Raw genomic sequence first — 25,910 nt, forward strand, 5'->3', positions numbered from 1 at the left:
ATAATAAACGATAACCCTATTTCAAAAAACTAGCAACGCAAAAGGAAAAATCGCTTTTAATTATAGGTAACAATTAAGAAATTCCAGTTAATCTTAAATTAATCATTGGATAATCATTCATTTTCACTTATAATAATTAATGAACATTTAAACGTTGGGGGCTCTTATGAAAAACAATCAATATTCACTTATAGATCATTTAAAATTTATTGTACCATCTCTTGTAGGTGTTTTTTTATTTATGTTACCAATAAAAACAGAAGCTGGGTTAACAATTCCGATTGCTATCCTAGCCGAAAGTGTACAAACACTTTTGAATGATAGAATATCAGAGATCATGATGATCATCATTGTCATTACTGCAGTAATGACGGTTATCGCTAGAATTGTCGGCCAAGAAAAGTTTGCTATCACACCGTTTTTTCAGCAGCTATTTTGCGTCAATACGTTTTGGACGATAACCCGAATCGTTGCTGCCATCTTTGCAATAATGGTATTTTTTCGAATTGGACCAGAATTTATCCATGGAGCAAGTACTGGGCAAATGCTGCTAGGAGATTTGTTACATGTTTTATTTGCTGTCTTCCTTTTTGCCGGGTTATTCTTACCGCTTCTTATGAATTTTGGTTTGCTGGAGTTATTTGGAACGATTATGACAAAAGTAATGCGACCATTATTTCGTCTCCCCGGTCGATCGTCCATTGATTCTTTAGCGTCATGGATTGGAGATGGAACAATCGGTGTATTAATCACCAGCAAACAATACGAAAATGGTTATTATACTAAACGAGAGGCTGCCGTTATTGGCACCACTTTTTCCGTTGTTTCGATCACCTTTTCGTTAGTAATTATTGGAGAAGTTGGTCTTAAGCATATGTTCGTACCGTTTTATGGTACTGTTTTAGCAGCTGGCTTTATCGCTGCCTTAATTATGCCACGTATCCCTCCACTTTCCAAAAAAGAAGATACGTATATTCATGAAAAAACAGAAAAAATATCTGAAAGCGTACCAAATGGAGAAAATATACTAACGTACAGTTACAAACAAGCTCTCGATCGGGCAAAAAAAGAAAAAAGCGTATATCAATTCTTAAAAGAAGGCGGACAAAACATTTTAGATATGTGGATGGGTGTTGCTCCCGTTGTCATGGCATTTGGCTTAATAGCATTAATTATTGCCGAAACAACCCCATTATTTCAATGGTTAGGGCTACCTTTTGTCCCTCTGTTAGAGCTGTTGCAAATCCCATCTGCTAAGGAAGCATCAGAAACGATCTTGATTGGCTTTGCTGACATGTTTTTACCTTCTATTTTAGCTTCTTCCATTGAAGAAGAAATAACTCGGTTTATTATCGCTGCCTTATCGGTTACTCAATTAATTTATATGTCAGAGGTAGGCGGATTATTATTAGGATCAAAAGTGCCTGTATCCTTTAAAGATCTTACTGTTATTTTTCTATTACGGACGTTGATTACTTTACCAGTAATTACATTGATCGCTCACCTTATCTTTTAAGAAAAACGAACAGTCACCTGTGTCATGAGCTTGGCGATAACTTAGTTGCTGAACAGCTAAAACCATCCGATGACGGATTCACTTCTACAAATTTCTTATACGCATAAGGACAATAGTTAGAAACGCTGGGTGCTGGCGGACAGACGGAAGAGCTTTGAACAAGGAAAAAGTAGAACTTCATTCAAGGAGTGTTTTTTCCTTGAAAAACCGCGATGTATCGCTATCGTAGCTTTCCATGTCCTTGAAACAGTAAATCCAAGGCTACGTTCTCAGGCCTATTAAATAACGAAAAAACAGCCAGAATAAACGTAGCTGGCTGTTTTTATATATTTATATGCTGTTATCTTATGCTGTTATTTTTGACTGTTCTCATTAGCAACTTGTTGATACATGTTTTTTAGAATCGATGCCTTCCCTTCAACAATCGGCTGCCAAGTTCCTTGGACTGGTCGACTGGATAATAGCAGTACAATGAGCAAAGACAGAATAGCTAAGCCGATAAAATCGACAAATCCGTTCACTTCAAACAAGTCTACCTGACGGAAAAATTGAATGAAGAAACCATGCAACAAATAGACATATAATGTTCTTGTTCCAAGTGCAGTCCATCTGAATCTTTTTGTTGGTACCCATGCCAGTACACTTGCTACCATAATAATCGCAGTTATATAAACAAGTAATCTGGCTAACCCGCCAAACTCAGCCATATTCAAATCGGCATATGATTTAGAAGCAAGCAGCCATCCGGAATTAAATTCAGGTAAAGAATAAATAGCAACAGCAATGCCGCCCATCACAATAAGCGAGGCAACTTTCACCCCTATATTTTTGATTACCATCACTTGTTTTTCCGTTAATAAATAGCCTATTAAGAAAAACGGGAAAAATACAAATGTTCGCGACAAGCTAAATGTATGGCCGATTTCACCAAAATATCCTACTAGCAATCCAATCTGCACAGCAATGATAACGCTTAAGAACGGAGGAATTTTTTTAAACCAGTATAAGAGGATATGCCAACAAAACAGACTGAATAAAAACCACAATGACCAATGTGGGCTAAATAAATCCGTCTGCCAGTCTGATTTTCCGATTAAAAAATAGTATCCTGTATATAACGCTTGAAAAATCACGTATGGCAGCAGTAGCTTTTTCATTAATTTTAATACATAATTCATATTTCCTGCCCCTTTGGCAAAAAAGCCTGATAGAAAAATAAATGCAGGCATATGAAACGTATAAATCCAAAGGTAAAGAGTATTAATATTTTTTGATCCATCCGTAAGCGGCTGTATCATATGTCCAAACACAACTAAAAAGATCAGGATTACTTTTGCATTATCAAAAAAGGAATTCCTTTCCATTGATATATCCCATCCTTCTCTATAATAAATTCTCCTAAAAACTTGTGAATTAATAAAGTGTGCACTATATACTTTACCCCTTTTCATAAGTTTTTGCATGGTTCAACGCTTGATTTCATACACTTGTTAGCAGTTTGTAACCAAGCTGAAAAATAATCATTTCTATGTAATCCTGAATATGAAAATAGTCTCTAATCATTAGAGACTATTTTCTAAAAAACGTGAATAATGAAAAGCATTCTAGTTATTCTCATATACGTGTTCAAAAATGCGCAAAAAAGACTTCATGGTGACAACAATTTTTTTGCGAGCAGAAGATTGCGCATCTTCTAATTAGCCACTGGATACAAGCATGAAAAAATTCATGTGTTATTTTTGCTTCTTTTTTTGAATCAGATTGTTCAAAAAATGCACTAAAAATGACACGTCGAATTTCTTCGTACGTTAGAACGGATAAAATTTTAGCGTTGAAGTTTCATTCAACGTAGTTAAAAATTTTTAGGTTCTAAGTATAAGCCCAACTAGGCTATCGTCTGCGCTTCACTTACGGCTAAGCCAAGTTTTCTTTATCGGCTTGTTTCTCCGTTCCTTGGAAAAGAATATCCCCTTTTCCTGAGAATTTGTTTCGAGGAAGCTTCTCTAGCGCTCATGTATTTGTACTGCATACACTCTAGCTACTCGGCACTTCTCCGCCTCGAACTTCTCGGTTTTCTTGAACACGCACTTACAGATAAATTAAGCTTCTATCCACTTAAAACTTAACCTTTCTAAATAGGATTAGTTAACTTCAATTTATTCCGTTAAGAAGTTTCTATTTTTTTCTTTTTTACTTTTTTTGGCTGCTTTAATTGTTGAGGTTGGTTTGCCTTTGGCTGATCCTGCTTTGCCCGTTCTAAAGAAGCTTGTAAAGCATCCATTAAATTTGTTGCGACACCAGTTGCAGGTTTATCCTTTGCGGTTGCCGTTTGATCCTGCTGTTTCTTTTGTTCAATCAAATGAAGCAGCGAACTACGATATTCATCTTGATACTTTTCCGGATTAAATTCAGTTGTTAACTGATCAATTAGCATTTTTGCCGTATCTAGTTCCTGTTGATTCATCTCAATCTCTTTAGGAACATTAGGGACATCGCTTACACTGCGAACTTCATCCGGATAATGAATGGTTTCTACGACTAGTGTATTCTTGTACACACGGATTACAGCAAGCTGTTCTTTTGAACGAATCATCATTTTAGCAATTCCTATTTTTCCTGTGTCCAGTAAAGCATTTCGTAAAAGACCGTAAGCCTTGCTCCCTCCTTCATTTGGAGAAAGGTAATAGCTTTTTTCATAATAAATCGGGTCAATTTCTTTAAGCTGAACAAAGTCAATGATTTCAACTGCTTTATCTCCCTGCTCCTGTCTTAAAGCTTGTAATTCCTCTTCATCTAATACAACAAACTTATTTTTTGCATATTCATATGCTTTGACAATTTCATTATTTTCGACTGGACGTTCACAAACCGGGCATTTCCGCTCATATTCAATTGGTGACTGACATTCTTTATGCAATTGCCTTAGTTTAATATCTTTATTTTCTGTGGCAGCATGCATTTTTACAGGTATATTGACTAACCCAAAACTTATCGTTCCTTTCCACATCGTATGCACACTAATCCCTCCTTACTGGTAGTTTGACACAAGTAGGTCATTTTATCCTTCTATGGTTAATTTCTTTTTGAACTGCTCATACTAAGAACAAAGCCAGAAGTGCTCGATTAGCGGCGTACAAACAGCAGAACGAGATAGAATGTAACTCTATTCAAGGAGTGCTTTTTTCCTTTGAAAAAGAAGAACGCTGTTTCTGCGGCGATGTGTCGCTGTCATCGTTTTCCATATCCCATCACCCAAACAAATCAGGGGTTTAGGAGCCACTTCTCTCAGAAAGGTCTTCAAAATAATAAAGAAATTTCTCAAATGAAGAAATACGGCTCTCAGCCAAAGTTGCCTTTATGTAAGAAGATGATCGAGGTTTCCTACAGCTGGAGTTGATAGCTAGGCGTGATGCTTTTAAAAAGATATCCATTATGTAAAGCGAGTATAGTTTCCTATTGAAGCCCCGCGAAATTTGCCCTCTGTCGTCTTTACAATAACCTCTATCCAAATGTAAAAAGAGAATGGAGCGAAAAAAAATGGACGTAATGAAACCGATTGCCAGTTCAGAAATCCCCTTGGGGAACGAGTGGTTATATGAAGTTAAATATGATGGCTACCGCTGCATCTTACGTTGGTCCAAAGATAATCTGCAATTACTTAGTAAAAACAAAACGGATTTAACTGATAAATTTCCCGAAATCATAGCATATTGTAAATCACAACAAGCCCAACTTCAACAGCATCTGCCTTTAACCATTGACGGTGAATTGGTTGTATTAAATAATTCTTATCAAGCTAATTTCTCCTGGATACAGAAGCGTGCAAGAATGCATCATATGGATTCCATTCAAGCAGCGGCAATGAAGCGGCCAGCTAGCTTTATGGCATTTGATTTAATCTTGTTTCAGGGGAAGCCAATGACAAATCAAACACTCGAACAACGAAAAACTCTATTACAACAAGTTTTTGCACAAATAAATACGGATAAACTTTGCTATGTCACTCACTCTTATCATGCAGAGGAGTTATGGAATACCGTTTATACTTATCTAGGTGAAGGGATTGTTGCAAAACGAAAGAAAAGTATATACAAGCAAGGAAGAAGTCATCAGGATTGGTTTAAAATAAAAAACTGGCGAGAAATATCCGGAGTTTTAACGACTTTTGATGAAAGTAATCACTATTTTCATGTGGCTGTATTTAAAAATGATGAAACAATTGGAATCGGAAAATGTAAGCATGGTCTAAATCAGGAAACATTTCAAGCACTGCAACAGCTGTTTAAAACGGAAGGAAAAAAGCAACATAACCTCTATCATTTACCACCTGCCATTTGTGCATCAATATATAGTCTTGATTTATACGAGCAAGAGCTGCGCGAACCGGAGTTTAAAGAATTGCTTCCAGACGCCTTAGCAAAAGATATGACCTGGGAGCAGTTACAGTTATCACTCGCAATGCTTCCGGAATCCGTAGAATTAGCAAATACCGACAAGCTGTTCTGGCCTGCCCCAAATTATACAAAAGGAGATTTAATTGTCTACTTTAGGGAAATCGCACCTTATATCCTTCCCTTTTTACAAGAACGTGCCCTCACTATTATCCGTGCCCCTGAAGGAGTAGAGGGTGAGACTTTTTTTCAAAAGCATTTACCCGATTATGCACCTGCATTTATACCAAGACGTTCTGTTCAGGAAGGAAAAAGCCTTATTCTCTGTGAAAATATCGAAGCACTAGTTTGGTATGCCAATCATGGTACGATTGAATTTCATACCCCTTTTCAAACAATGAACACTAGCACCCCGGAAGAGATTGTATTTGATTTAGACCCGCCCAATCGAGATAGCTTTTATTTGGCAATCAAAGCTGCTAATTTGCTAAAGCATTTACTGGATGAACTGAGTCTCAAATCATTTGTAAAAACTTCTGGAAATAAAGGGCTGCAAGTATATATTCCAATTCCATCAGGAAGTATGAGCTATGAACAAACTGCTGTATTTACAAAAGCAATCGCATGGACAATGGAAAGTGCATATCCTAATTTATTTACAACCGAGCGAATGAAACGTAAGCGTGGAGACCGACTATACATTGATTTTGTCCAACATGGAAAAGGGAAAACGATTATTGCTCCCTATTCGCCGCGAAAAACTTCAGAAGGTACTGTTGCTACACCTCTATTTTGGCATGAAGTAACAGATGAATTATCTCCTCTGAATTTTACAATAAAAAATGTGCTGGAGCTCATTAACAAAAGAAGTTGTCCCATGCAATTTTATCAAGACGTAAAGGAAAAGCAGCAGCTTGATCCTGTTTTAACCTTTCTGCAAAATCGCACCAATTAATAGGGAATAACCGGCCAGCAACCTAAGTAGAATCCTAGCCGGATAGGTTGTAAAAAGCAAAGTGACTATTGCTCAAAATAAAGAAATCCTAACTGCAACTTGACTCTTTAACACAAGGTAACACTTATTAAAGTGAAACTTCACTCCATGGGACTTTTCCTTGAAATAGAACAAAGCCTATACACAAAAATTTCACCTACGTTACTTTAAGATCTGTTTTCATAACAATATAGTGATGGTAACAAGCAGTACTTAAGAGAGTACTGCTTGAGCTATAATTTTTGTGTAAACTTCCTCATCACAGATGATAAATAACGCTGCATCTTCAGGAATTGGGTCTTTTAAATGATTGATAATAGAAAAGTCATTTCGATTGGAAATCAGTACAGCACCCTGTGCAGCTAAATCTGCACGAGCTTGTTCATATGTTTTCCAATCTCCCTTTTTCCGGATTGAGTAGAGATCATAGCCCTGATGGCTCGTTAATTGTCTAATAATTTCACTAGAACCATTAAATAAAATGGAGCGGGCCGCCAAATGTGCTGCGGTATCATTCGCTGTAATAAATTCTTCAACGTTAGCATGTTTAAAAGCGGGAATATGCGTAGACTCCAAAACTTCGCATATCGTATACATATTTTGCTTAAATTCCTCCCCCATGCCTTCAAGCGTTGTAGCGATCAATAATGTTTGACCATCTGCTTGAGAGGTAGCGACAAGATCCTCTGGGGCAAAAATCATAATAGATTTACTTTTTAACAAATTTGCTTGTAACAAAACATCCCGATTTGCAGGATTACCATGTACAAATTCAACTTGTTCATGTAGAATCGGCGTCTTTTTTAGCTTTTCATCAATAATCACTATTGGTATATGATTAAACGTATGCAAAATTTCGTCTAAAGCGATTTTTGCTTTCTTGGTCCAATTAATTAAAATAATATGACCTTCCGTCGTGATCTTCAATTTTCCTTCCTCCTTTAATCGCTTGCGTACACTGAGAAAATCAATAACTTTCCCAATAAAAATCGTCATTAATCCGATTCCGATAACAAATAAAAATATGGCAAACAGCTTACCGCTGACAGTCGTTGGAGAAATATCACCATAGCCTACCGTTGTTACAGTAGTCATTGTCCACCAAAGCCCTTCAAAAGGACTGGAAAACGTATCTGGCTCTAAAAAATAAATAAAATAACCGCTTCCAAGAACCAATGCCAACGTCGCTAATAATAAAAACCAATTATTAAGCTTAATAACTTTAACAAATAATTGCTTAAAAAATATCATATACTCTCCCTCTTCTTATTTCGTTTCCTGAATAATAAAATAGTAACATATTTCCACCTGTAAGTTGCTTAGAAAAACTTGGTCAGTGGCAAGTTTTTGCGTAAGCGACCTCAGTGCTAAAGTTGTATTTGCCAATCGGTTTCCGCACTATTTGATAGTCCAGAACAGAAAAAAGCCACACTTGCATCACATGCAAGCGTGGCTGATTATATGTGAATTCTATCTTACGCAATGAAAGATAATACCCCATTACTTTTATAATTGCGTTGATTCCTGAATCGCTGTTTTATCCTGATATGTTTTTAAATTTAATTTTTTTAATATGCGAGCTGTTATTGTACCTGTAACCATAGATCCATTTACATTTAGTGCTGTACGTCCCATATCAATAAACGCTTCAATAGAGATTAATAATCCGGCTAAAGCGACAGGCATATTCATCGATGATAAAACAATCAGCGCTGCAAATGTTGCACCACCGCCAACACCGGCAATTCCAAACGAACTAATACCGATAATTAACACAAGCTGGACAATAAATGCCGGTGATAGGGGGTCAATGCCAATGGTAGGTGCAATCATGACAGCAAGCATCGCCGGATATACACCCGCACACCCATTTTGCCCCATCGTAGCCCCAAAGGAAGCAGACATATTTGCTATTCCTTGATCCACTCCTAAAGAATGCTGTTGAGCTTGGATATTTAATGGAATTGTACCCGCACTTGAACGCGAAGTAAAGGCAAAACCTAATACCGGAATAGCCTTACGTAAATACATCCATGGACTCAAGCCAAACAAACCAACAAGAAGGAGATGGATAATAAACATAGTGATTAATGCAACGTAAGAAGCTATAACGAACTTACCAAGCTCTACAATTCCTGCAAAATCTGTACTAGCTACTGTATTTGCCATCAATGCCAATATTCCATATGGAGTTAAACGAAGAATTAGAGTTACAATTCGCATTACTACAGCGTACAATGAATTAATAATTTTTGTAAACATTTCCGCTTGTTCTGGGTTTTTCCTTCTTACTCCTAGTACTGCAATACCGACAATAATCGAAAAGATAACAACAGCAATAACCGAAGTAGAACGTTCTCCAGTCATATCTAAAAAGATATTAGACGGAATAAAGTTGACAATCTTTTGAGCAGCTGTTTGACTTTCTACTTCTTCTGTTAATTTTGTCTCAAGCATTGCCCCTTGATCATTCTCTGCCTGCCCTGCTTCAATCTCTTCAGCACTTAAATCAAAGACAGTAGCTGTTCCGATCCCAACTAAAGCTGCAATCATCGTTGTTGAAATAAGAATTCCAATGATCCAGCTAGCCATTTTTCCTAACTCTGCTGTTTTTTCCAAGTTAATAATTGACTGAATAATCGATACGAGTACAAGTGGAATAACGATCATCATCAGAAAACGAACATAGCCGCTTCCAACAATACTGTACCAATCGGTTGTTTTTAATAAAATATCAGATCCAGCGCCATAAGTCCATTGCAGAGCCGCACCTAATACAATTCCTGCACCTAGTCCAGTGAATACACGTTTAGTAAATGAAAAATGCTTTCTTTGCATCCAAATAAGTAAACCGATAAGTGCTAGTAACACAATAATGTTAATAATCACAAAAAGCGTATCCATTTCTTTTGACTCCCTCGCTATATTTATTTTTTGCATATAAATTTGACTTATTTTATGCAACTTGTCGCTTATCGTTCCATTTTTATACAATATTAATCCGATAAAAATAGTATGACTTCATAAAAATACAATGTTTTATCGCCCATGTCAAGAAAATAGTTTCCTCATCGATATCTATTTATAGTAAACCCTTCATATTATATATGTAGAAAAACTACTGTACAGACTGCACAGTAGTTTAAGCTAGCCTCTTACGACACCTTGCATTTGGTATAAAGAAAACATGGTAACTTATCGTAGGAATACTTGAGGGCATAAGCTAGACCACGAAGCTACTTTCAAAAAAGATATTCACCATGTAAAAACAGATTATTTTCCTAGCAATCACCGCCTGCGATCAAAAGCAGGCGGTGAAGAAACGATAAATATAGTTTTTATGACTATTAGCAGAATCATTGTTGTAGTTAAAAAATGGCTTGTACAGGGCGTTCATAAAGTCACGTAAAAATTAATACATCGAGTCTAATTCATACATAGGAACATTAAATTATAAAATCTTGTAAATAATCAGCTGCGATCCTTTGTCTTTTTCTTTGACGTATTTGACGCAAACCAGCCAATTATAGCAATTCCTACTAGAACAATATAGAATGTGGTTTTCCATAAGGTAGAATGTGGAAACCCTTCTGGAATTAGCCCAATCTCTTCGTGGGCAAGCACAATCATACTAAGCTTTACACCGACCCAGCCGACAATCACAAAGGCAGCTACCTCTAATCCAGGTCGTTTATTTAATAATTCTACAAAAATATTAGCTGCAAACCGCATAATTATAAGACCAATCATACCACCTGCAAAAACAACTAGAAATTGTCCCGTATCCAGACTTCCTATATGACCTAAACCGGTTGGCGGAAGAGCTACAGCCAATGCGACAGCTGCTAGAATAGAATCCACGGCAAACGCAAGGTCTGCGAACTCAACTTTTACCACAGTCATCCAAAATCCGCTTCCTTTAGCTTTATCATTTGTACCTTTCTTATCCGTTTCTTTTCTTGGTTTAAATCTTTCATACAGATTTTTACCTGATATTAAAAGTAAATATATAGCACCAAGAGCCTGTACTTGCCAAACATCGACAAGGAACGAAATAATGAATAACGAACCAAAGCGAAGTACAAAAGCCCCAGCCAATCCATAAAACAATGCTTTTCTTCGTTTTTCTTCTGGAAGATGCCTTACCATAATCGCTAACACAAGCGCATTATCTGCTGCAAGCAGCCCCTCCAAACCAACAAGTACAACTAAGACCCATAAATACTCAATGAATAATTCAGCGCCCATAAAATCCTTCTCCTTTCTCTGGTTACGACCGGAAACTTCTAAACGTCGGCAGAAACCCTTCCTTTCATGAAAGCCTTCCAAGTTATCCCAATCTGTTAAAGAGATTAGTATAACAAAAGCTCGAAGCACTGGGTTAGCGACATACAAAACGGCAGATCTTCTGAAGGGATAAAGAAAACATCCTCTGCAACAGGGGTATGCCGACGCCTGAGCGGCAAGCCCGCTTTTCGTCGGTCTTCCTTTAGATTCGAGCCGATGTTAACTTATCGCATAAAGATAAGCGAAGTTCGCTATAGCTGAAGCGCATAAGCTAGACGAAGCCACTTTTAGAAAAGACACCTACCATGCAAAACGGATATCGTTTCCTAGGCAATAAAAAATGGTTCCTACCAATCGGTAAGAACCCATCAAAAAAGACCCTTACCACGATTGGTAAAGGTCTCGCTAACAACGTTCTATCGTTGCCAATTCAGCCGGAGAATGATCTCGTAATGACGACTAAAATTGTACAGCTACTCCCCTTTAATTAGGAAATTGAAATTACTTTTATATTAAACATCATTTAAGTATACAATGTCAACTACTAAGTTATAAATCTAACTTCTACTCTGTTTCTAGTATTTGTTTTAAAACCTGATTCATCGTAGCTTGTAAAGCAGCTAATTTTTCCCTACTTTCAGTTTCACTATTGCCGCGCACTCCATAGTAGCATTTAAGCTTCGGTTCTGTACCAGACGGGCGCAAACATACCCAGCATGCTTGCTCAAGAATAAACTTTACCATGTTCTCTTTTGGAAGTTCGATGGGTTCAGTTTGTTTTTCATCATGGAGCCATTTACGCGTTCTAACAAGATAATCTTCCACTTGTTCAACTCGAAGTCCGCCAATTTTGTGCATAGGTTCTTTACGAATATAATCCATAATCGCTGCGATTTGCTCTGAACCTCTTTTTCCCTTCAAGGTTAACGAATCCATGCCTTCAAAATAATAGCCGTGTCTAGCGAATAAATCGTCTAATACATCCAATAATGTCTTCCCTTGCTCATACCAATAATATGCCATTTCACACGCCATCGTTGAAGCCTGTACGGCATCTTTATCACGAACAAAGCTGCTAATTAAATAACCATAACTTTCTTCATAACCAAATACAAATGATTCACCAGTTGAATCAAACTGTCTAATCTTTTCACCAATAAATTTAAACCCTGTAAGTGTATTAACCGTTTTAATACCATAATAGTCGGCTACAGCCTTTCCAAGCTCGGATGTAACTACTGTTTTTAACATGCGGCCACTCTTTAATAAATCTAAATCACTATGGGATAAAATATAATCGAGCATTAAAGCCCCAAGCTGATTTCCAGTTAATACCTGGTATTCACCAGCTTTGTTTTTTACAGCTACTCCCAATCTATCTGCGTCAGGGTCTGTTGCTAATAAAATAACCGCATCGGTCTGCTTCCCCTTTTCTATTGCCAAAGCGAATGCTTGATGTTCTTCAGGATTCGGCGAAGCAACAGTGGAAAACTCTGGATCAGGAATAGCTTGTTCCTTGACCATGTGAACTTTTGTGAAATTCAATTGTTTTAAACCTTGAGGAACTAATTCATAAGCCGTTCCGTGTAAAGGTGTAAAAACAACTGGCATGTTTTTTTCTTTGGCTATTTCCGTAGATGGTAACTTTGATATTTGTAATAATCTCTGTAAATATGCATTATCAACTTCATCTTTGATCCAAATTAGCAGTTCTTTTTCCTCTAACTCCGCTTTTTCTAAAACTGGAACTGTCAATTCATCTTCTGTCTGATTAATATATGTAATAATATCAGAAGCTTGACTCGGTGTAATTTGCCCACCATCCTCATTGTATACTTTAAAACCATTATATTCTGGTGGGTTATGGCTGGCTGTAATCATTACTCCAGCAACTGTTCCTAAATAACGCACTGCAAATGATAATAGTGGAGTCGGTCTAAGCGAAGAAAATACATATGCAGCAATACCATATGCACCTAATACTTTTGCAGTTTCTAAGGCAAATTCTTTTGACATATGCCTAGAATCATAAGCAATAACAACACCGCGATCTCTCACATTCACGGTATTTTCTAATAAATAGTTTGCTAGACCATCTACTGCTTTACGAATGGTATATACGTTCATCCGATTGATACCAGGTCCAATCACACCACGCATGCCGCCGGTACCAAAGGTTAATTCCTTATAAAATGCATCCTCCAATGCTATAGGATCGTCTTTTAACTTTGCTAGTTGTGTTTTTAAATCTGGTTCAAGATCTCGAAAGGAATTCCACTTTTTATATATGTGCTCCCAGCTTTTCATTGTCTGTCCTCCAACCATTTAATCTATACGAATTTTAGCATATTTCATCGAATTATTCTATGGTAACCCTTTCTCCCGTTTAGAATACGTGTAAAATGGATAAATTAATAGAAAATGTTTTTTGAGCTGACCTTTATTTTTATCCCGCCTCTAAGGGACATAAGACTTCTACTTCAAGATTGATAGAGAATACAAAAAATTACAAGTGGAAATGGCGCCTAAATGGTCGATTATTTGGAACGATAGACAGCAAGGGACTACGACATTGATCCATCGACAGAAAAGTGCTTTCCTTTTTCATAGAATGTAAGGCTTCTTAATTAGGCAAAGAAACGTTTTTTAAGAACAAAGTTGCTTTTTCAGCAATAACGGCGTTTTTCAAAGGCCGCCTGAGATTTCAGCTTTTATTCTACTTCTTATCATGATTGAGGAAAAACCAAACAAATAGTTTCCTTATCTTGATGACAACGAAAAGCTGATCCTTATCACATGCTTTTTTCAAGAGTTACACTTTCTATTTTTATGATAAAAAGGTAAAATAAACCGTAGATGAACTCGGAAAGTAGGGGATGTATTTGGTCAATAAACGCTGGTTTCAGGTTTTAGTATTTTTTATCTTATTTTTTACGTTAGTTCTATTAATCTCTGTTACTAATTTTATATTTACCCCGTTTATAAAAATCGTTGGTTCGGTAGCCGTACCAATTATCGGGGCAGGGATACTCTATTATTTAACAAAACCGTTAGTTAATTTTTTTGAACGGATGAAAATAAATCGAATCATTTCCATTATCCTTGTATTTGTTGTTTTAATTCTTATTGGTGTATTTGTCTATATGTATATTGCACCTATTGCCCAACAGCAATTCAAGAACTTAATTAATAATGTTCCTAAAATGGTAAACTGGGCGCAGGATTTGATTTCTTTATGGCAATCGAATCAAACAGCCATACCGGAACAGGTAGACAAAGCCATTAATGACTTTACAAATAACTTGCAATCACATATTGACAGCATGTTAAACTATCTGTTTGGTTTTATCGGTCATATAATTGGCTTTGTTACATCCTTAGTACTTGTCCCATTCTTCTTGTTCTTTATGTTAAAAGACGGAGAAAAGCTAGTTCCATTTATTACGCAAATATTTTCTAAGAAAAAAGCTGCGAATATTCGTGCATTGCTTGCAAAGCTTGACGGAACGTTAACTTCATTTATTCAAGGACAGCTGATTGTAAGTTTTGCTGTAGGGGTTTTATTATTTATTGGTTATTTAATTATCGATTTAAATTATTCCCTGACACTTGCCTTATTTGCTATGGTGATGAACGTTATCCCATTTGCCGGACCGTTTATTGCCGTTATCCCTGCGTTAATCGTTGGTGCTTTTCAGGAACCTATTATGGTCGTTTGGGTTTCGATAGTCATGATTGCGGCCCAGCAAATTGAAAGTAATTTAATCTCGCCAAATGTTATGGGAAGAGCATTAGATTTACATCCGTTAACAGTTATTACTGTCATTCTAGCAGCAGGAAGTATTGCTGGCTTTTTAGGTATTTTATTTGCCGTACCATTTTATGCCGTTATTAAAACGATCATTATTCACTTTTACCAAACATATATCGATTCGAAAAAAAATAAAGAGGATGCATTACTTTAATTCATATAAAACGAAGCAAGATGTAAGACTTGGCTTCCGCTTTATTCCACATCTAACTGGCAGTAAGACTCCACCTAGAGGAGTAAGAGGAATCAAGAAATCTAGGTGGAGGAAACTTGTAATAAATGTCCGATTCGTTCAAGGGTCTTTAGGTCACACTCTTTGCGGTACTACCATGAATGGGGGGGAGAAAGAACCCCCCATTCATGGTAGTTTCCCTTTATCATTAAACATGTTAGAAGTTAATGCGTCGTTATAAAAGAAAAGGTTCTTCTTGTTTTGTAATGTGATTCTTCGTTACACTAGAGTAAAAAGGGGGAGACTGGAGATGTCTAAACAAAAATTACTTGCTAAACTGGATGAATTAAAATCTGATTATGTCCGGATCCAAGGGGATATGGATAAGCTGGAATATGTAGGTGGTCGAGTTTCATCTGCAGAAGAACAGCTTATTCGTTTGGAAGGGGAAATTGCGGAAGTAAATAAACAACTAGTTGAATTAGAAAAATAGCTTGGCTCATCACCAAGCTATTTTTCTAAATCTATTCTTCCATTTCAAGTTATCCTCAAAATTAATTTTCTTTATTTTGCCCATTTCGCTGATTATCCAATTTTGCTTGAATTTTTGCTTTTTCTTTATTTGGTGGAGTTAAGCTAACAATTCGGTCACCTACTGCCGGTACTGTTCGCATTTCCTCGGAGTAAAACTTGAGTTGTCCAGATGGTTTAATCAAATACAGAAAAACGGTCGAATCATCTTTATCCGCTAAATATTGCTTATAATTATATTGCGAAGTTAACGTCGTCTGTCTAAAGACATAATGGTTATCCAACTTATCCAATAAATCTTCCATCGTAAATTTTTTATCAAATAAAATACGCCCGCCAACTCTAGATACAACTGTTGCTTCTTTACTCAATTGATCGAATGGGCTTATTTTAAACACATTTGTTCGACCATACTCCGGCATAAATGTCGTACACACTAATGAATTAAACGCATGATCATCCGTTGCAGCCAGCAGATACTCAAAAGGGATCGTGTCTAAGTTGTATTCGGTTTGCTCAGACAAAATATTCCCATGGTAAAAATTAATCCCGGCCTCACGTACGGGGCGAAGTCTTTCCCATGAAGAATCAACAATAATGACTGGAAAATTCGCCTTGGACAACGATTTTGCTAACTCCACTGTAAATCGATTTGCTCCAATGATCAAAGCTCCTGGTTTTCCTTCCATAGATAGATGTAGCTTTTTTGATAACCAGCCAATCGAAAAACCATGTGCCACAACGGTAAAGAAAACAAGACCAAAGGTAAGGGTAGTTAAAATATGTGCATCCTCATAACCCTGTTCGGTTAAAACACCCGCAAAATAGCCAGACACCGTTAGTGCTACAATTCCTCTTGGAGCAATCCATCCTACTAATGCTTTCTCATTAAAGGATAGGCTTGTTCCAATGGTTGAAAGGAAAATCGATAATGGTCTAACGGCAAACATCATTAACAAAACATAACCGATAATATTGGGGCTAAAAATTTGCAGCAATGTCTCTAATTGTAAAGATGCAGTTAACATGATGAAGATCGTGGAAATAAGCAAAATAGAGATATTTTCTTTAAAATGGCGCATATCTGAAATAGAACTGATTCCCATATTAGCTAGCGTAATTCCCATTGCGGTAACGGATAACAAGCCCGTTTCATGAACAATCTCATCCGCAACTGTAAAACAAAGAATCACGACAATAACGACAGCTGGCGACTTTAAAAATTCCGGAATATGCCCGGTTTCAAACATCCAGCCAATCCCTTTTCCACATGCCCAGCCAAAGATAGCAGCAAATATGGAAGCAGCAAAAAATAGTAACAGTTGGTTTATATCTGGATTTGTTGCCGTTAAAAAGGTGATAATCTCAAAAGCAAAAACGGCTAGTAATGCACCAATCGGATCAACGATAATCCCTTCCCATTTCAGGATTTTTGCAGGCCTTGCCTTTAACTTGGATTGACGTAACAATGGCATAATAACTGTTGGGCCAGTAACAATAAACAAGCCGCCAATCACAAATGCAACGGCCCAGGAAAGCCCGGCAATATAATGGGCAGTAAGAGAGCCGAGAATCCAGGCGATAAATGCACCAACTGTAGAAATGCGAAATACCGGCTTACCAAGCCCTCGCAGCTCTTTAAAATTTAAATTTAAACTGCCCTCAAATAATATAATAGCAACAGCTACAGAAATGATCGGGCTATATAAATTACCAAAGTCTTCCTCAGGATTCATAATACCTAAAACAGGCCCAGCCAACAGACCTGTGATCGACATTACAACAATTGCCGGCATTCGATAACGCCATGCAGCCCATTGTGAACCAATCCCTAAAAGACCTATTAGCATGATTTCAAATAATAAAGACGGAACCATGTCATACCCCCTAGTTTAAATATTATTATAAGGCGCCAATATTGAATTCATTCCATCCCCAATAATGACTCCCTCACTTCTTGGATCGCGAGTAGGTTTCTGCTAAGGCAACCTTAAAAATATAAATCTAAGTTGTGCTAGCGAAACGAGCTAGAAAACCCAGACTATGCATTCCTTTTTAAAACACCTTTCCAAAGTTTTATACTTTACTTATAGCGCAAGAAAGCTTGGCTATCTTCAGCCCCTGACGTTTAGCAACCTGTTCGTTGCACTTATACATTTTAAACGCATAAGATAAAAACATTTTAAAGGGGAATAGCAAGAATGTAAACTGTTTTATAGAAACATGATTGTAAAATAATAATTGCAAACTTTTTTTCTTTTTCATGTATTTATTGACAATTAAAACAAACTACTGTTATTATAGTTGCTGCTTTGCATTATTTTTCAGAAAATAACGTCCAAATGCTTTAGCAGTAACCTTAAGGATTCAAGCACTTTTATTTTTATTGTCAGTTAATTTGGAAAAATTAGTTTATTATTTATTTTATTTTTATATTTTAGAAAGAGGGAAAGAAATTGAAAAAAGATACGTTTATCGTCGGCTTTATGTTATTTGCCTTATTTTTTGGTGCCGGTAATTTAATCTACCCACCTGTATTAGGGGTGTCTTCAGGTTCTTCATTTTTCTCAGCCATTGTAGGATTTATCATGACTGGAATCGGGCTCCCTATCCTTGCTGTTACTGCTATTTCCTATGTAAAAGAAGATGCTAGGGAATTAGGTAACCCCGTACACCCGTTATTTGGACTATTTTTTACTTGTCTTGTTTATTTAGCGATCGGACCTTTTTTTGGAATTCCTAGAGCTGCTACAGTAGGTTATGAAATGAGTATCGAACCTTTTCTAACAACAGCCTCCTCAGAAAGTTTATGGTTGTTTACAAGTATATTTTTTCTAGCTGTTTTTTTAGTGAGCCTAAATCCATCCAAAATGGTTAACCGAATTGGCCAAATTTTAACGCCGATCTTATTGCTCTCGATAGCCATCCTTGTCATTGGTGGCCTTCTTTTATTTGATAAACCACTGCAGCCAGCTACAGGAGATTATAAGGAAAGCCCGTTTTTCACTGGTTTTATTGAAGGTTATTTAACAATGGATGCCATAGCAGCTTTAGCATTCGGGATTATTGTTGTACAAACATTTAAAGAACGTGGACTTTCATCTCGACAAGCGCTAATTAAAGCTACGTTAAAGGTAGGATTTATCGCCGGAATAGGCTTAATCATTGTTTATACTACTCTCGGTTGGATTAGTGCGAAATTGCCAAAAGGGGAACTGTTTGCAAATGGTGGCGAGATATTGTCTCATGCTGCTACAAGCATTTTTGGCACCTCAGGTACATTATTACTTGGGATTATCGTTACATTAGCCTGTTTTACAACATCTGTAGGACTCGTCGTTGCAACTGCTCAATTTTTCGCAAAAATCAGTCCACTATCATACAAATGGCTTGCGGTTATTATTACACTAGCAAGTTATTTAATTGCTAATCAAGGACTTAATACGATTATTCGCTTTTCTGTTCCAGCATTAGTATTTTTATATCCAATCGCTATTGTGCTGATTCTGTTAACATTTATGCAACCTTTATTTGGTAGTAGGAAAGCTGTTTACCGAGGAACTATTCTATTTACTTCCATTGTGAGCTTGTATGATGGCTTACAAGAGTTAGAAGTAACCATTCCACTAGTTGCTGATTATTTTGCCGTGCTTCCATTTAGCAATATTGGATTAGGCTGGCTGGTACCTGCTCTAATCGGGGGTGTCCTTGGCTGGATTCTATCTCTATTTCGACAACATCGACCTCTTCATGAACAGGGGTAAGGGATCCCTATGAAAGCAAATTACTTTTTTACAATCCAAAGATCAGTTATCCTAACCTTTTCAGCTAAACCAAAGGGGATATTATGTTAAGATAAAGGATGTAAAGGAGGACGCTCCAAATGGGTGTACGAGAAGAAAAATTATTACAGACCTATTTTGGTTATGAGCATTTTCGACCAGGCCAACAAGAAACCATTAACCATATTATTAACAGAAACAACGTTCTTGCTGTCATGCCAACTGGCGGAGGAAAATCAATTTGCTATCAAATTCCTGGTCTAGCTCTAGAAGGAACAGCTATTATTATTTCACCACTCATTTCATTAATGAAAGATCAAGTTGATTCCTTACTTGCATTAGGGATTGCCGCAACTTATATTAATAGCTCATTGTCCATGGAGCAACAGCAGACTCGCCTTAAAGATATTGCTTTAGGCAGGTATAAATTTGTATACGTGGCACCAGAGCGTTTTGATTCGAATTCATTCATTCGTGTGCTAAAGCGAATTCGAATATCGTTAATTGCTTTCGATGAAGCACATTGCATTTCGCAATGGGGACATGATTTCCGTCCTAGTTACCGTTCCATTATTCCTCAGTTGCAACAGTTATCTGGTAACCCAATTATCATAGCTTTAACAGCGACGGCAACGGAGGAAGTTATTGAAGATATACAGCAGCAGTTACATATTCAGTACGTTGTTAATACAGGATTTGAAAGAAAAAACTTATCCTTTCATCTTATTAAAGGAAGAGATAAACTGTCGTATATCCGCTCCTTTCTACAAAAAAGAGAAGGAGAATCAGGAATAATTTATACGGCTACCCGAAAACAAGCAGACACACTTTATGAACGATTAATGAAACAAGGATATGAAGTTAGCAAGTATCACGCCGGATTAACAGAATGGGAAAGAAAAACTGCTCAATCTTCGTTTATTCATGATGAAAAACAGTTAATGATAGCAACCAATGCCTTTGGGATGGGGATCGACAAATCCAACGTTCGTTTTGTTATTCATTATGCCATGCCAATGAATATAGAATCGTATTATCAAGAAGCTGGAAGAGCTGGAAGAGACGGCGAGCCAAGCGATTGTATTTTGTTGTTTTCCCCTCAGGATGTACAAATGCAAAAATTTTTAATTGAGCAGTCTTTCATGGATGAGCTAAAAAAACAGGGAGAATATCGAAAGCTACAAGCAATGATTAATTATTGCCATACACATAGCTGCTTAACATCGTTTATTTTAAATTATTTTCATGAAACAAATCAGCAGACGAACTGCGGACGCTGCAGTAATTGTGTGGAGCGCCAAGAACAAGTCGATATCACGGAAGAAGCACAAAAAATCCTATCTTGTGTGAAGCGAATGGATGAACGATTTGGTGTAGGTATGACTGCAAAAGTACTAAAAGGTTCGAAGGATAAAAAAATAAAAGAATTTGGACTGAATCGGTTGTCTACGTATGGAATTCTCTCTTCCTACACAGAAAAAGAACTAACCGAGTTCATTCATTTTTTAGTAGCTGAACAAGTATTAACAATTGAAGAAGGAAAATATCCAACTTTACGGTTAAACAAGGAATCGGTAGCTGTATTAATGGGAAAGAAAACGGTAACCATGTTTACTGCCTCCGTTCCAGTAAATGAGGCTGCTGACTACCATGAAGATTTGTTTAACATGCTGCGCAAGTTACGAAAACAAATTGCCGATGAAAAAAACGTCCCGCCGTATGTGTTATTTTCCGATGTAACATTGAAGGATCTAAGCAGATATTTACCAGAAACAAAAGATGAAATGCTCATGATCAAGGGTGTAGGAGAAAAGAAGTTCGAGCAATTTGGGGAAGCCTTTTTGAGTGTGCTTCTAGACTGGAAAAGAAACCATCCCGATGTAAAAAAAGTAATTCCCATTCAAAATGCTCCTGTCCAAAAAAGAGACTCTCATCGACCGGATGACCGCCCAAGTCACTTAGTTAGTTACCAAATGTTCCAATCTGGCAAGTCGATTAAGGATATTGCTATTATACGTGAATTGTCGCTACAAACTGTCGAGACACATTTATTTAAAGCGTTCAAAGATGGATATCCAATTGCATGGGAAATCTTTTTTACACCAGAGGAAGAAGATACTGTCTTAGAAGCTAGAGACAAACTGGATGCTTCCAAACTGAAACCGTTAAAGGAGTCACTTCCCGAAACATTTGATTATACAAAAATTAAAGCTGTTCTAACAAAAAATGGATATATGTAAGAGGTAAGCCATTCTCAATGAACAAGAGAACTTTAGGCTAGACAACAACGCTACTAACAGTTATTTACAACATAGAAGTAAAGATAATTTCTAGAACAAAAGCTAGAAGCGCATTAGGCAGCCCCCACCAAGTGCTGAAACTCCAACAAAGAGGCTGCTCGCGCCTCAGGAGAAATGAAGCGACCCCGAGGAGCTAGGCACTGAAACTGATGTGGATAAATTATTATTCAAAAATTATCCACAATGAACAAAGTTTATAGTCTCCTAAACAATTAAAAAACAACCAATCCATCTCTTTTAACCAAATCGATTGGTTGTTTTCATCTTTAATTTTCTATTTCCACGCCCATGTTCCGTTCCGAAATACTGGTTCAATCGTACCATCCTGAAGAACACCATCAATATTTAAATGCTCTGAGCCAATCATAAAATCTACATGTGCCAGGCTATCGTTTACTCCATGTTGATCAAGCTCTTGTTCATTCATGGAAGAACCACCCTTCAGATTAGTTGGATATGCCTTTCCAAGGGCGATATGACAAGACGCATTTTCATCAAACAATGTGTTATAAAAGATTAAGCCTGATTGTGAAACTGGTGATTCATGCGGTACAAGTGCAACCTCTCCAAGGCGCTTCGATCCTTCGTCAATATTTAGGATTTGTTCTAACACAGCTTCTCCCTCTTCAGCTTGAAAGTCGACTACTTTACCTTCCTTAAAAGTTAAACTGAAACCGTCAATTAAACTGCCGCCATAATTAAGTGGTTTGGTGCTGGCCACTGTTCCATGAACGGCATACTTATGTGGAAGAGAGAACACTTCTTCTGTAGGCATATTTGGGTTAAATGTTACCCCCCCCTCTGTTTGTGCAGACCCACCTTTCCATATATGTCCTTCTGGAAGTTCCATTTCCAAATTAGTACCTGGTGCCGTAAAAATTAACTTCTTATAGTTCTTCTGATTTAATTTTTCCCGTACTGTTCTTAGTCGTTTATTATGAGCATCCCAAGCAGCAATTGGGTCTTCCTGGTCAACTCGAACTATTTTTACGATTGCCTCCCATAAACTTTCAACTGCTTTTTCTCGGGACTTATTTGGGAAAATCTTTTGCGCCCAGTCTCCAGTTGGGATCGAAATAATTGACCAGGCGATCCGGTCGTTCATCGTATATTTTCTATAGTTTTTCATGGCTTCTGCTGCAGCTTTATTCGCTTTGGCAACTCTTGTAGGATCAATCCCCTCTAGTAAGTCCGGATTCGTAGCTCGAATATTTAATACAGCTGCTCCATCTTCGGCAAAACTGTCATGAAGCTTAACCTTCCAATCAGGAAAACTTGCGATGACTTCATCCGGGGCATGTTCAAATTTTAGTCTTGTCAGCTCATCATCCACCCAATTAATATGTACATCTTTTGCTCCCATTTCATATGCTTTTCGGGCAACGATTCTTGTAAATTCAGCACCTTCAATAGGCGCATTTATCATAAGGGCTTGACCTTGTTGTAAATTTACACCTGTTTTTAATGCTAATTCAGCATATTTTTCTTGTGTCCGTTGACTAACCATTACCTTACCTCCACTTAAATTATTTCACACTAATATTATTTCACAAACCCAAAAAAATTACCAAAAAATATTGTGCATTAATCAACAAAGTTCTTTTATCTTCCAGCAAAAACCATATTAAAGACTGTTTCCTCCCGTTTCGAATGATGGTATTAATATATAAGAATTTTATTACAGAGAACACGTCAAATGCGAATAATGGGTGTAGTCAATTAGTTAAAACTAGAAGCACTCGTTTAGCTACGTACAAATTGGAGCGTATTTTAACGAAATAAAGGAAACTGTGACATGAGGAAGTTCATGTTGACTTATCTGGGAAGAAAATCGAAGTTGCTAGTCGTTCGAGCACATATGCTAGACGGAGCTACTTTCAAAAAGATATCCTTCATATAAAGTGAATCCTCAATCAGCGGTTTTCTTTTATCCCCCACTGACTGTTAGAATGTACAACATCAAGCATTTGATTTGCAGTTAGATCCTCCACTTATCTTTCTAGGGTTCGCCTTGTAGCATAGAAGAGCAGGTTATCTTTCCAGTTACATGCTGGGAATGAAAAAGATATGTTTCCTAGACATTTTAAGAGAGTAGATGATACTTACCTTATTATCACTGGATTAGCCCTCTATACTAAACTTTACGTGTTATTTAGAATATGTTAACCTAATAATAGGTTACTTTTCGTAATAACTGTTTCAATTGTTGGAATAGATACGATCTGAGGTGATAATGATGGAAAACCTTTGTCCGCGCTTTGAAAAGGCTATGGGCCTTTTAAGTACACGCTGGGTAGGGCTTATCCTTTTTGATTTATTAAAGGGAACCAAACGTTTTTCTGAAATGGAAGCTGACTTGCCAATTAGTGGAAGACTGCTTTCTGATCGACTAAAAATGTTAGAAAAAGAAGGCATTGTAACACGGGACATATATTCAGAATTCCCTGTGCGAATAGAGTACTCTTTATCTGAAAAAGGCAAAGCTTTAGCACCCGTTATTGAGGAAATTCAAAATTGGGCAGAGAATTATATCTCTTTAGACGAGTTAAATGAAAACACAAAATAAGAATTCCAACAGGATTTCTCTTTTCCTTCATGTATGTAGCAAAAATTTAACATAGCTCCCTTTAGCGTGATATTCGAGGAGTATGGATAAAGCAAAAGGTGCGAACTCTTTTAAAGGAGTTCGCACCTTTCATTAATCATGATCAGACACTTGATCGCGCCCCCAATAAGTAATCCCGTCTTGATTATCTAGTACATCACGATAAAACACTGGATCTTTTCCTTGTTTCCGTTGCCTGCGATAATCTTGCAATGCTTGATTAGCAATTTTAAACAATCTTGCAATGGCGTATAAGTTAATTAATGCCATAATGGCCATTGTCAAATCGGCTAATGCCCAAACAAAGTCGAAGGTAGCTATCGCACCAAAGGCTACCATCGCTAATACTGCAAGGCGGTATAAAAATAAACCTATCTTGCTATTGCGAATGTAGGCGATATTTGTTTCACCATAATAATAATTTCCTAAAATGGAGCTGTAAGCAAATAAAAGGATGGCAATGGCTATAAAAGCGCTCGCCCAGTCGCCAATATGAAATGCAAACGCGTTTTGTGTGATTTGAATGCCATCGGCTTTGCTCCCTTCGTAACCGCCAGCTGTAATAATGATAAAAGCAGTAGCACTACAAATTAAAATAGTATCAAAGAATACTCCTAACGCTTGGATTAAACCTTGCTTTACTGGATGCGTTACTTCAGCAGTCGCAGCAGCGTTTGGTGCACTTCCCATACCAGCTTCGTTGGAGAAAAGACCTCGTTTAATTCCCATCATAATCGCTGCACCAAATCCACCGCCAGCTACTTCACGGATTCCAAATGCATTCGTAAAAATAACGGAAATCATATCAGGAATTGCAGTAATATTTGCGATTAAAACATAAATTGCCAAACCAATGTATAAGGTTGCCATGATCGGAACAATAATTTGCGACACGTTGGCTATGCTTTTTAATCCACCAAAAATAACAACAGCTGTAAAAATAAATAAAATAACTGCAATTACGTTTTTACTGATAGCAAACTCATTTTCAAATGCTAAGCTAATTGTATTCGATTGAACAGAATTAAATACCAGTCCGTAAGTAAATGTTATTGTAACCGCAAATAATACTGCAAGCCATTTGTTATTCAAACCCTTTTCCATGTAATAGGCCGGTCCACCATGATATTGTGTCTTATCGGGAACTTTATATATTTGTGCTAATGTACTCTCTACAAATCCAGAAGCTGCTCCTAACAGAGCAATAAGCCACATCCAAAATACTGCACCGGGCCCACCAGTAGCTACTGCCGCTGCAACACCAGCCATATTTCCTGTACCGACTCTTGATGCAGCACTGATTGCAAACGCCTGAAAAGAAGAGGTACCCTTCTTCCCTGAGGCACTAACTGCGCGTTTATCAGTAATCACGCGAAACATCTCAGGTAAAAACTTAAACTGGACAAATCCAGTTTTTATCGTAAACCAAAGTCCTAAACCTAATAAAACAGCAATCAACACATACGTCCATAATACGTCATTTACCTGACTTACTATGTTTTCTAAAAAAACCATTTTCGT

16 protein-coding genes are annotated in these 25,910 nt (G+C 37.2%); 7 read left to right on the forward strand and 9 right to left on the reverse strand.

Translation table 11 applies throughout. From position 1 onward, the window contains the following. Positions 1-166 precede the first annotated feature (166 nt). Complete coding sequence (locus JNUCC74_RS16835) at positions 167-1,516, forward strand: YjiH family protein (RefSeq protein WP_454066189.1); 1,350 nt, start codon at positions 167-169, stop codon at positions 1,514-1,516. Between the two features lie 353 nt (positions 1,517-1,869). On the opposite strand, the gene JNUCC74_RS16840 is transcribed toward JNUCC74_RS16835, so the two are convergent. Next, positions 1,870-2,880, reverse strand: a complete 1,011-nt coding sequence (locus tag JNUCC74_RS16840; RefSeq protein WP_454066190.1) for an acyltransferase family protein — start codon at positions 2,878-2,880, stop codon at positions 1,870-1,872. A gap of 800 nt (positions 2,881-3,680) precedes the next feature. Further along, the gene (ku, locus tag JNUCC74_RS16845) at positions 3,681-4,532 is read right to left on the reverse strand and encodes a non-homologous end joining protein Ku (protein WP_454066191.1); all 852 of its coding nucleotides are present in this window, start codon (positions 4,530-4,532) and stop codon (positions 3,681-3,683) included. A 521-nt stretch (positions 4,533-5,053) separates the two neighbouring features. On the opposite strand from ku, the gene JNUCC74_RS16850 reads away from it, so the two are divergent. After that, the gene (locus JNUCC74_RS16850) at positions 5,054-6,862 is read left to right on the forward strand and encodes a DNA ligase D (RefSeq protein ID WP_454066192.1); all 1,809 of its coding nucleotides are present in this window, start codon (positions 5,054-5,056) and stop codon (positions 6,860-6,862) included. 252 nt (positions 6,863-7,114) lie between these two features. Here the strand turns inward: JNUCC74_RS16850 and JNUCC74_RS16855 are convergent, their stop codons facing one another. The 4 genes from JNUCC74_RS16855 to JNUCC74_RS16870 form a co-directional block, all read right to left on the reverse strand. Beyond that, positions 7,115-8,152 carry an ion channel gene (locus JNUCC74_RS16855; protein WP_454066193.1) on the reverse strand — a complete coding sequence of 346 codons (1,038 nt, stop codon included), beginning with the start codon at positions 8,150-8,152 and terminating at the stop codon, positions 7,115-7,117. A 255-nt stretch (positions 8,153-8,407) separates the two neighbouring features. Next, positions 8,408-9,805, reverse strand: coding sequence for an L-cystine transporter (locus tag JNUCC74_RS16860; RefSeq protein WP_454066194.1), 1,398 nt, complete (start codon positions 9,803-9,805; stop codon positions 8,408-8,410). Positions 9,806-10,372: 567 nt separating this feature from the next. Further along, entirely contained in the window at positions 10,373-11,149 is a 777-nt protein-coding gene (locus JNUCC74_RS16865) for a TerC family protein (protein ID WP_454066195.1), read from the reverse strand. 603 nt (positions 11,150-11,752) lie between these two features. Continuing rightward, entirely contained in the window at positions 11,753-13,495 is a 1,743-nt protein-coding gene (locus JNUCC74_RS16870; RefSeq protein ID WP_454066196.1) for a phospho-sugar mutase, read from the reverse strand. A 569-nt stretch (positions 13,496-14,064) separates the two neighbouring features. Here JNUCC74_RS16870 and JNUCC74_RS16875 point away from each other — a divergent pair. Both JNUCC74_RS16875 and JNUCC74_RS16880 read left to right on the forward strand, forming a co-directional pair. Then, a complete protein-coding gene (locus tag JNUCC74_RS16875) occupies positions 14,065-15,153 on the forward strand; it encodes an AI-2E family transporter (protein WP_454066197.1) in 1,089 nt (362 codons plus the stop codon). Between the two features lie 328 nt (positions 15,154-15,481). Continuing rightward, positions 15,482-15,664 carry an SE1832 family protein gene (locus tag JNUCC74_RS16880; protein WP_077318569.1) on the forward strand — a complete coding sequence of 61 codons (183 nt, stop codon included), beginning with the start codon at positions 15,482-15,484 and terminating at the stop codon, positions 15,662-15,664. A 61-nt stretch (positions 15,665-15,725) separates the two neighbouring features. Here JNUCC74_RS16880 and JNUCC74_RS16885 read toward each other — a convergent pair whose 3' ends face one another. Beyond that, entirely contained in the window at positions 15,726-17,579 is a 1,854-nt protein-coding gene (locus JNUCC74_RS16885) for a cation:proton antiporter (RefSeq protein ID WP_454066198.1), read from the reverse strand. Positions 17,580-18,158: 579 nt separating this feature from the next. Between JNUCC74_RS16885 and brnQ the strand changes: the two genes are divergently transcribed. Beyond that, entirely contained in the window at positions 18,159-19,466 is a 1,308-nt protein-coding gene (brnQ, locus tag JNUCC74_RS16890) for a branched-chain amino acid transport system II carrier protein (protein ID WP_454066199.1), read from the forward strand. A 119-nt stretch (positions 19,467-19,585) separates the two neighbouring features. After that, complete coding sequence (recQ, locus tag JNUCC74_RS16895; RefSeq protein WP_454066200.1) at positions 19,586-21,724, forward strand: DNA helicase RecQ; 2,139 nt, start codon at positions 19,586-19,588, stop codon at positions 21,722-21,724. Between the two features lie 334 nt (positions 21,725-22,058). Here recQ and JNUCC74_RS16900 read toward each other — a convergent pair whose 3' ends face one another. Next, positions 22,059-23,291, reverse strand: coding sequence for an aminopeptidase (locus JNUCC74_RS16900; RefSeq protein ID WP_454066201.1), 1,233 nt, complete (start codon positions 23,289-23,291; stop codon positions 22,059-22,061). Positions 23,292-24,020: 729 nt separating this feature from the next. Here JNUCC74_RS16900 and JNUCC74_RS16905 point away from each other — a divergent pair. Further along, positions 24,021-24,350 carry a winged helix-turn-helix transcriptional regulator gene (locus JNUCC74_RS16905; protein ID WP_454066202.1) on the forward strand — a complete coding sequence of 110 codons (330 nt, stop codon included), beginning with the start codon at positions 24,021-24,023 and terminating at the stop codon, positions 24,348-24,350. A 132-nt stretch (positions 24,351-24,482) separates the two neighbouring features. Here JNUCC74_RS16905 and JNUCC74_RS16910 read toward each other — a convergent pair whose 3' ends face one another. Continuing rightward, the gene (locus JNUCC74_RS16910; RefSeq protein WP_454066203.1) at positions 24,483-25,904 is read right to left on the reverse strand and encodes an alanine/glycine:cation symporter family protein; all 1,422 of its coding nucleotides are present in this window, start codon (positions 25,902-25,904) and stop codon (positions 24,483-24,485) included. Between the last annotated feature and the right edge of the window lie 6 nt (positions 25,905-25,910).

Source organism: Cerasibacillus sp. JNUCC 74, from assembly GCF_053667775.1.

Bases quoted from the DNA above. Each gene is read 5' to 3' on its own strand.
- JNUCC74_RS16900 (WP_454066201.1), bottom strand. From the start codon at position 23,291: ATGGTTAGTCAACGGACACAAGAAAAATATGCTGAATTAGCATTAAAA.
- JNUCC74_RS16850 (WP_454066192.1), top strand. From the start codon at position 5,054: ATGGACGTAATGAAACCGATTGCCAGTTCAGAAATCCCCTTGGGGAAC.
- JNUCC74_RS16840 (WP_454066190.1), bottom strand. From the start codon at position 2,880: ATGGAAAGGAATTCCTTTTTTGATAATGCAAAAGTAATCCTGATCTTT.
- JNUCC74_RS16910 (WP_454066203.1), bottom strand. From the start codon at position 25,904: ATGGTTTTTTTAGAAAACATAGTAAGTCAGGTAAATGACGTATTATGG.
- JNUCC74_RS16860 (WP_454066194.1), bottom strand. From the start codon at position 9,805: ATGGATACGCTTTTTGTGATTATTAACATTATTGTGTTACTAGCACTT.
- JNUCC74_RS16880 (WP_077318569.1), top strand. From the start codon at position 15,482: ATGTCTAAACAAAAATTACTTGCTAAACTGGATGAATTAAAATCTGAT.
- recQ (WP_454066200.1), top strand. From the start codon at position 19,586: ATGGGTGTACGAGAAGAAAAATTATTACAGACCTATTTTGGTTATGAG.
- JNUCC74_RS16885 (WP_454066198.1), bottom strand. From the start codon at position 17,579: ATGGTTCCGTCTTTATTATTTGAAATCATGCTAATAGGTCTTTTAGGG.
- JNUCC74_RS16835 (WP_454066189.1), top strand. From the start codon at position 167: ATGAAAAACAATCAATATTCACTTATAGATCATTTAAAATTTATTGTA.
- JNUCC74_RS16870 (WP_454066196.1), bottom strand. From the start codon at position 13,495: ATGAAAAGCTGGGAGCACATATATAAAAAGTGGAATTCCTTTCGAGAT.
- JNUCC74_RS16865 (WP_454066195.1), bottom strand. From the start codon at position 11,149: ATGGGCGCTGAATTATTCATTGAGTATTTATGGGTCTTAGTTGTACTT.
- JNUCC74_RS16905 (WP_454066202.1), top strand. From the start codon at position 24,021: ATGGAAAACCTTTGTCCGCGCTTTGAAAAGGCTATGGGCCTTTTAAGT.
- JNUCC74_RS16855 (WP_454066193.1), bottom strand. From the start codon at position 8,152: ATGATATTTTTTAAGCAATTATTTGTTAAAGTTATTAAGCTTAATAAT.
- JNUCC74_RS16875 (WP_454066197.1), top strand. From the start codon at position 14,065: ATGTATTTGGTCAATAAACGCTGGTTTCAGGTTTTAGTATTTTTTATC.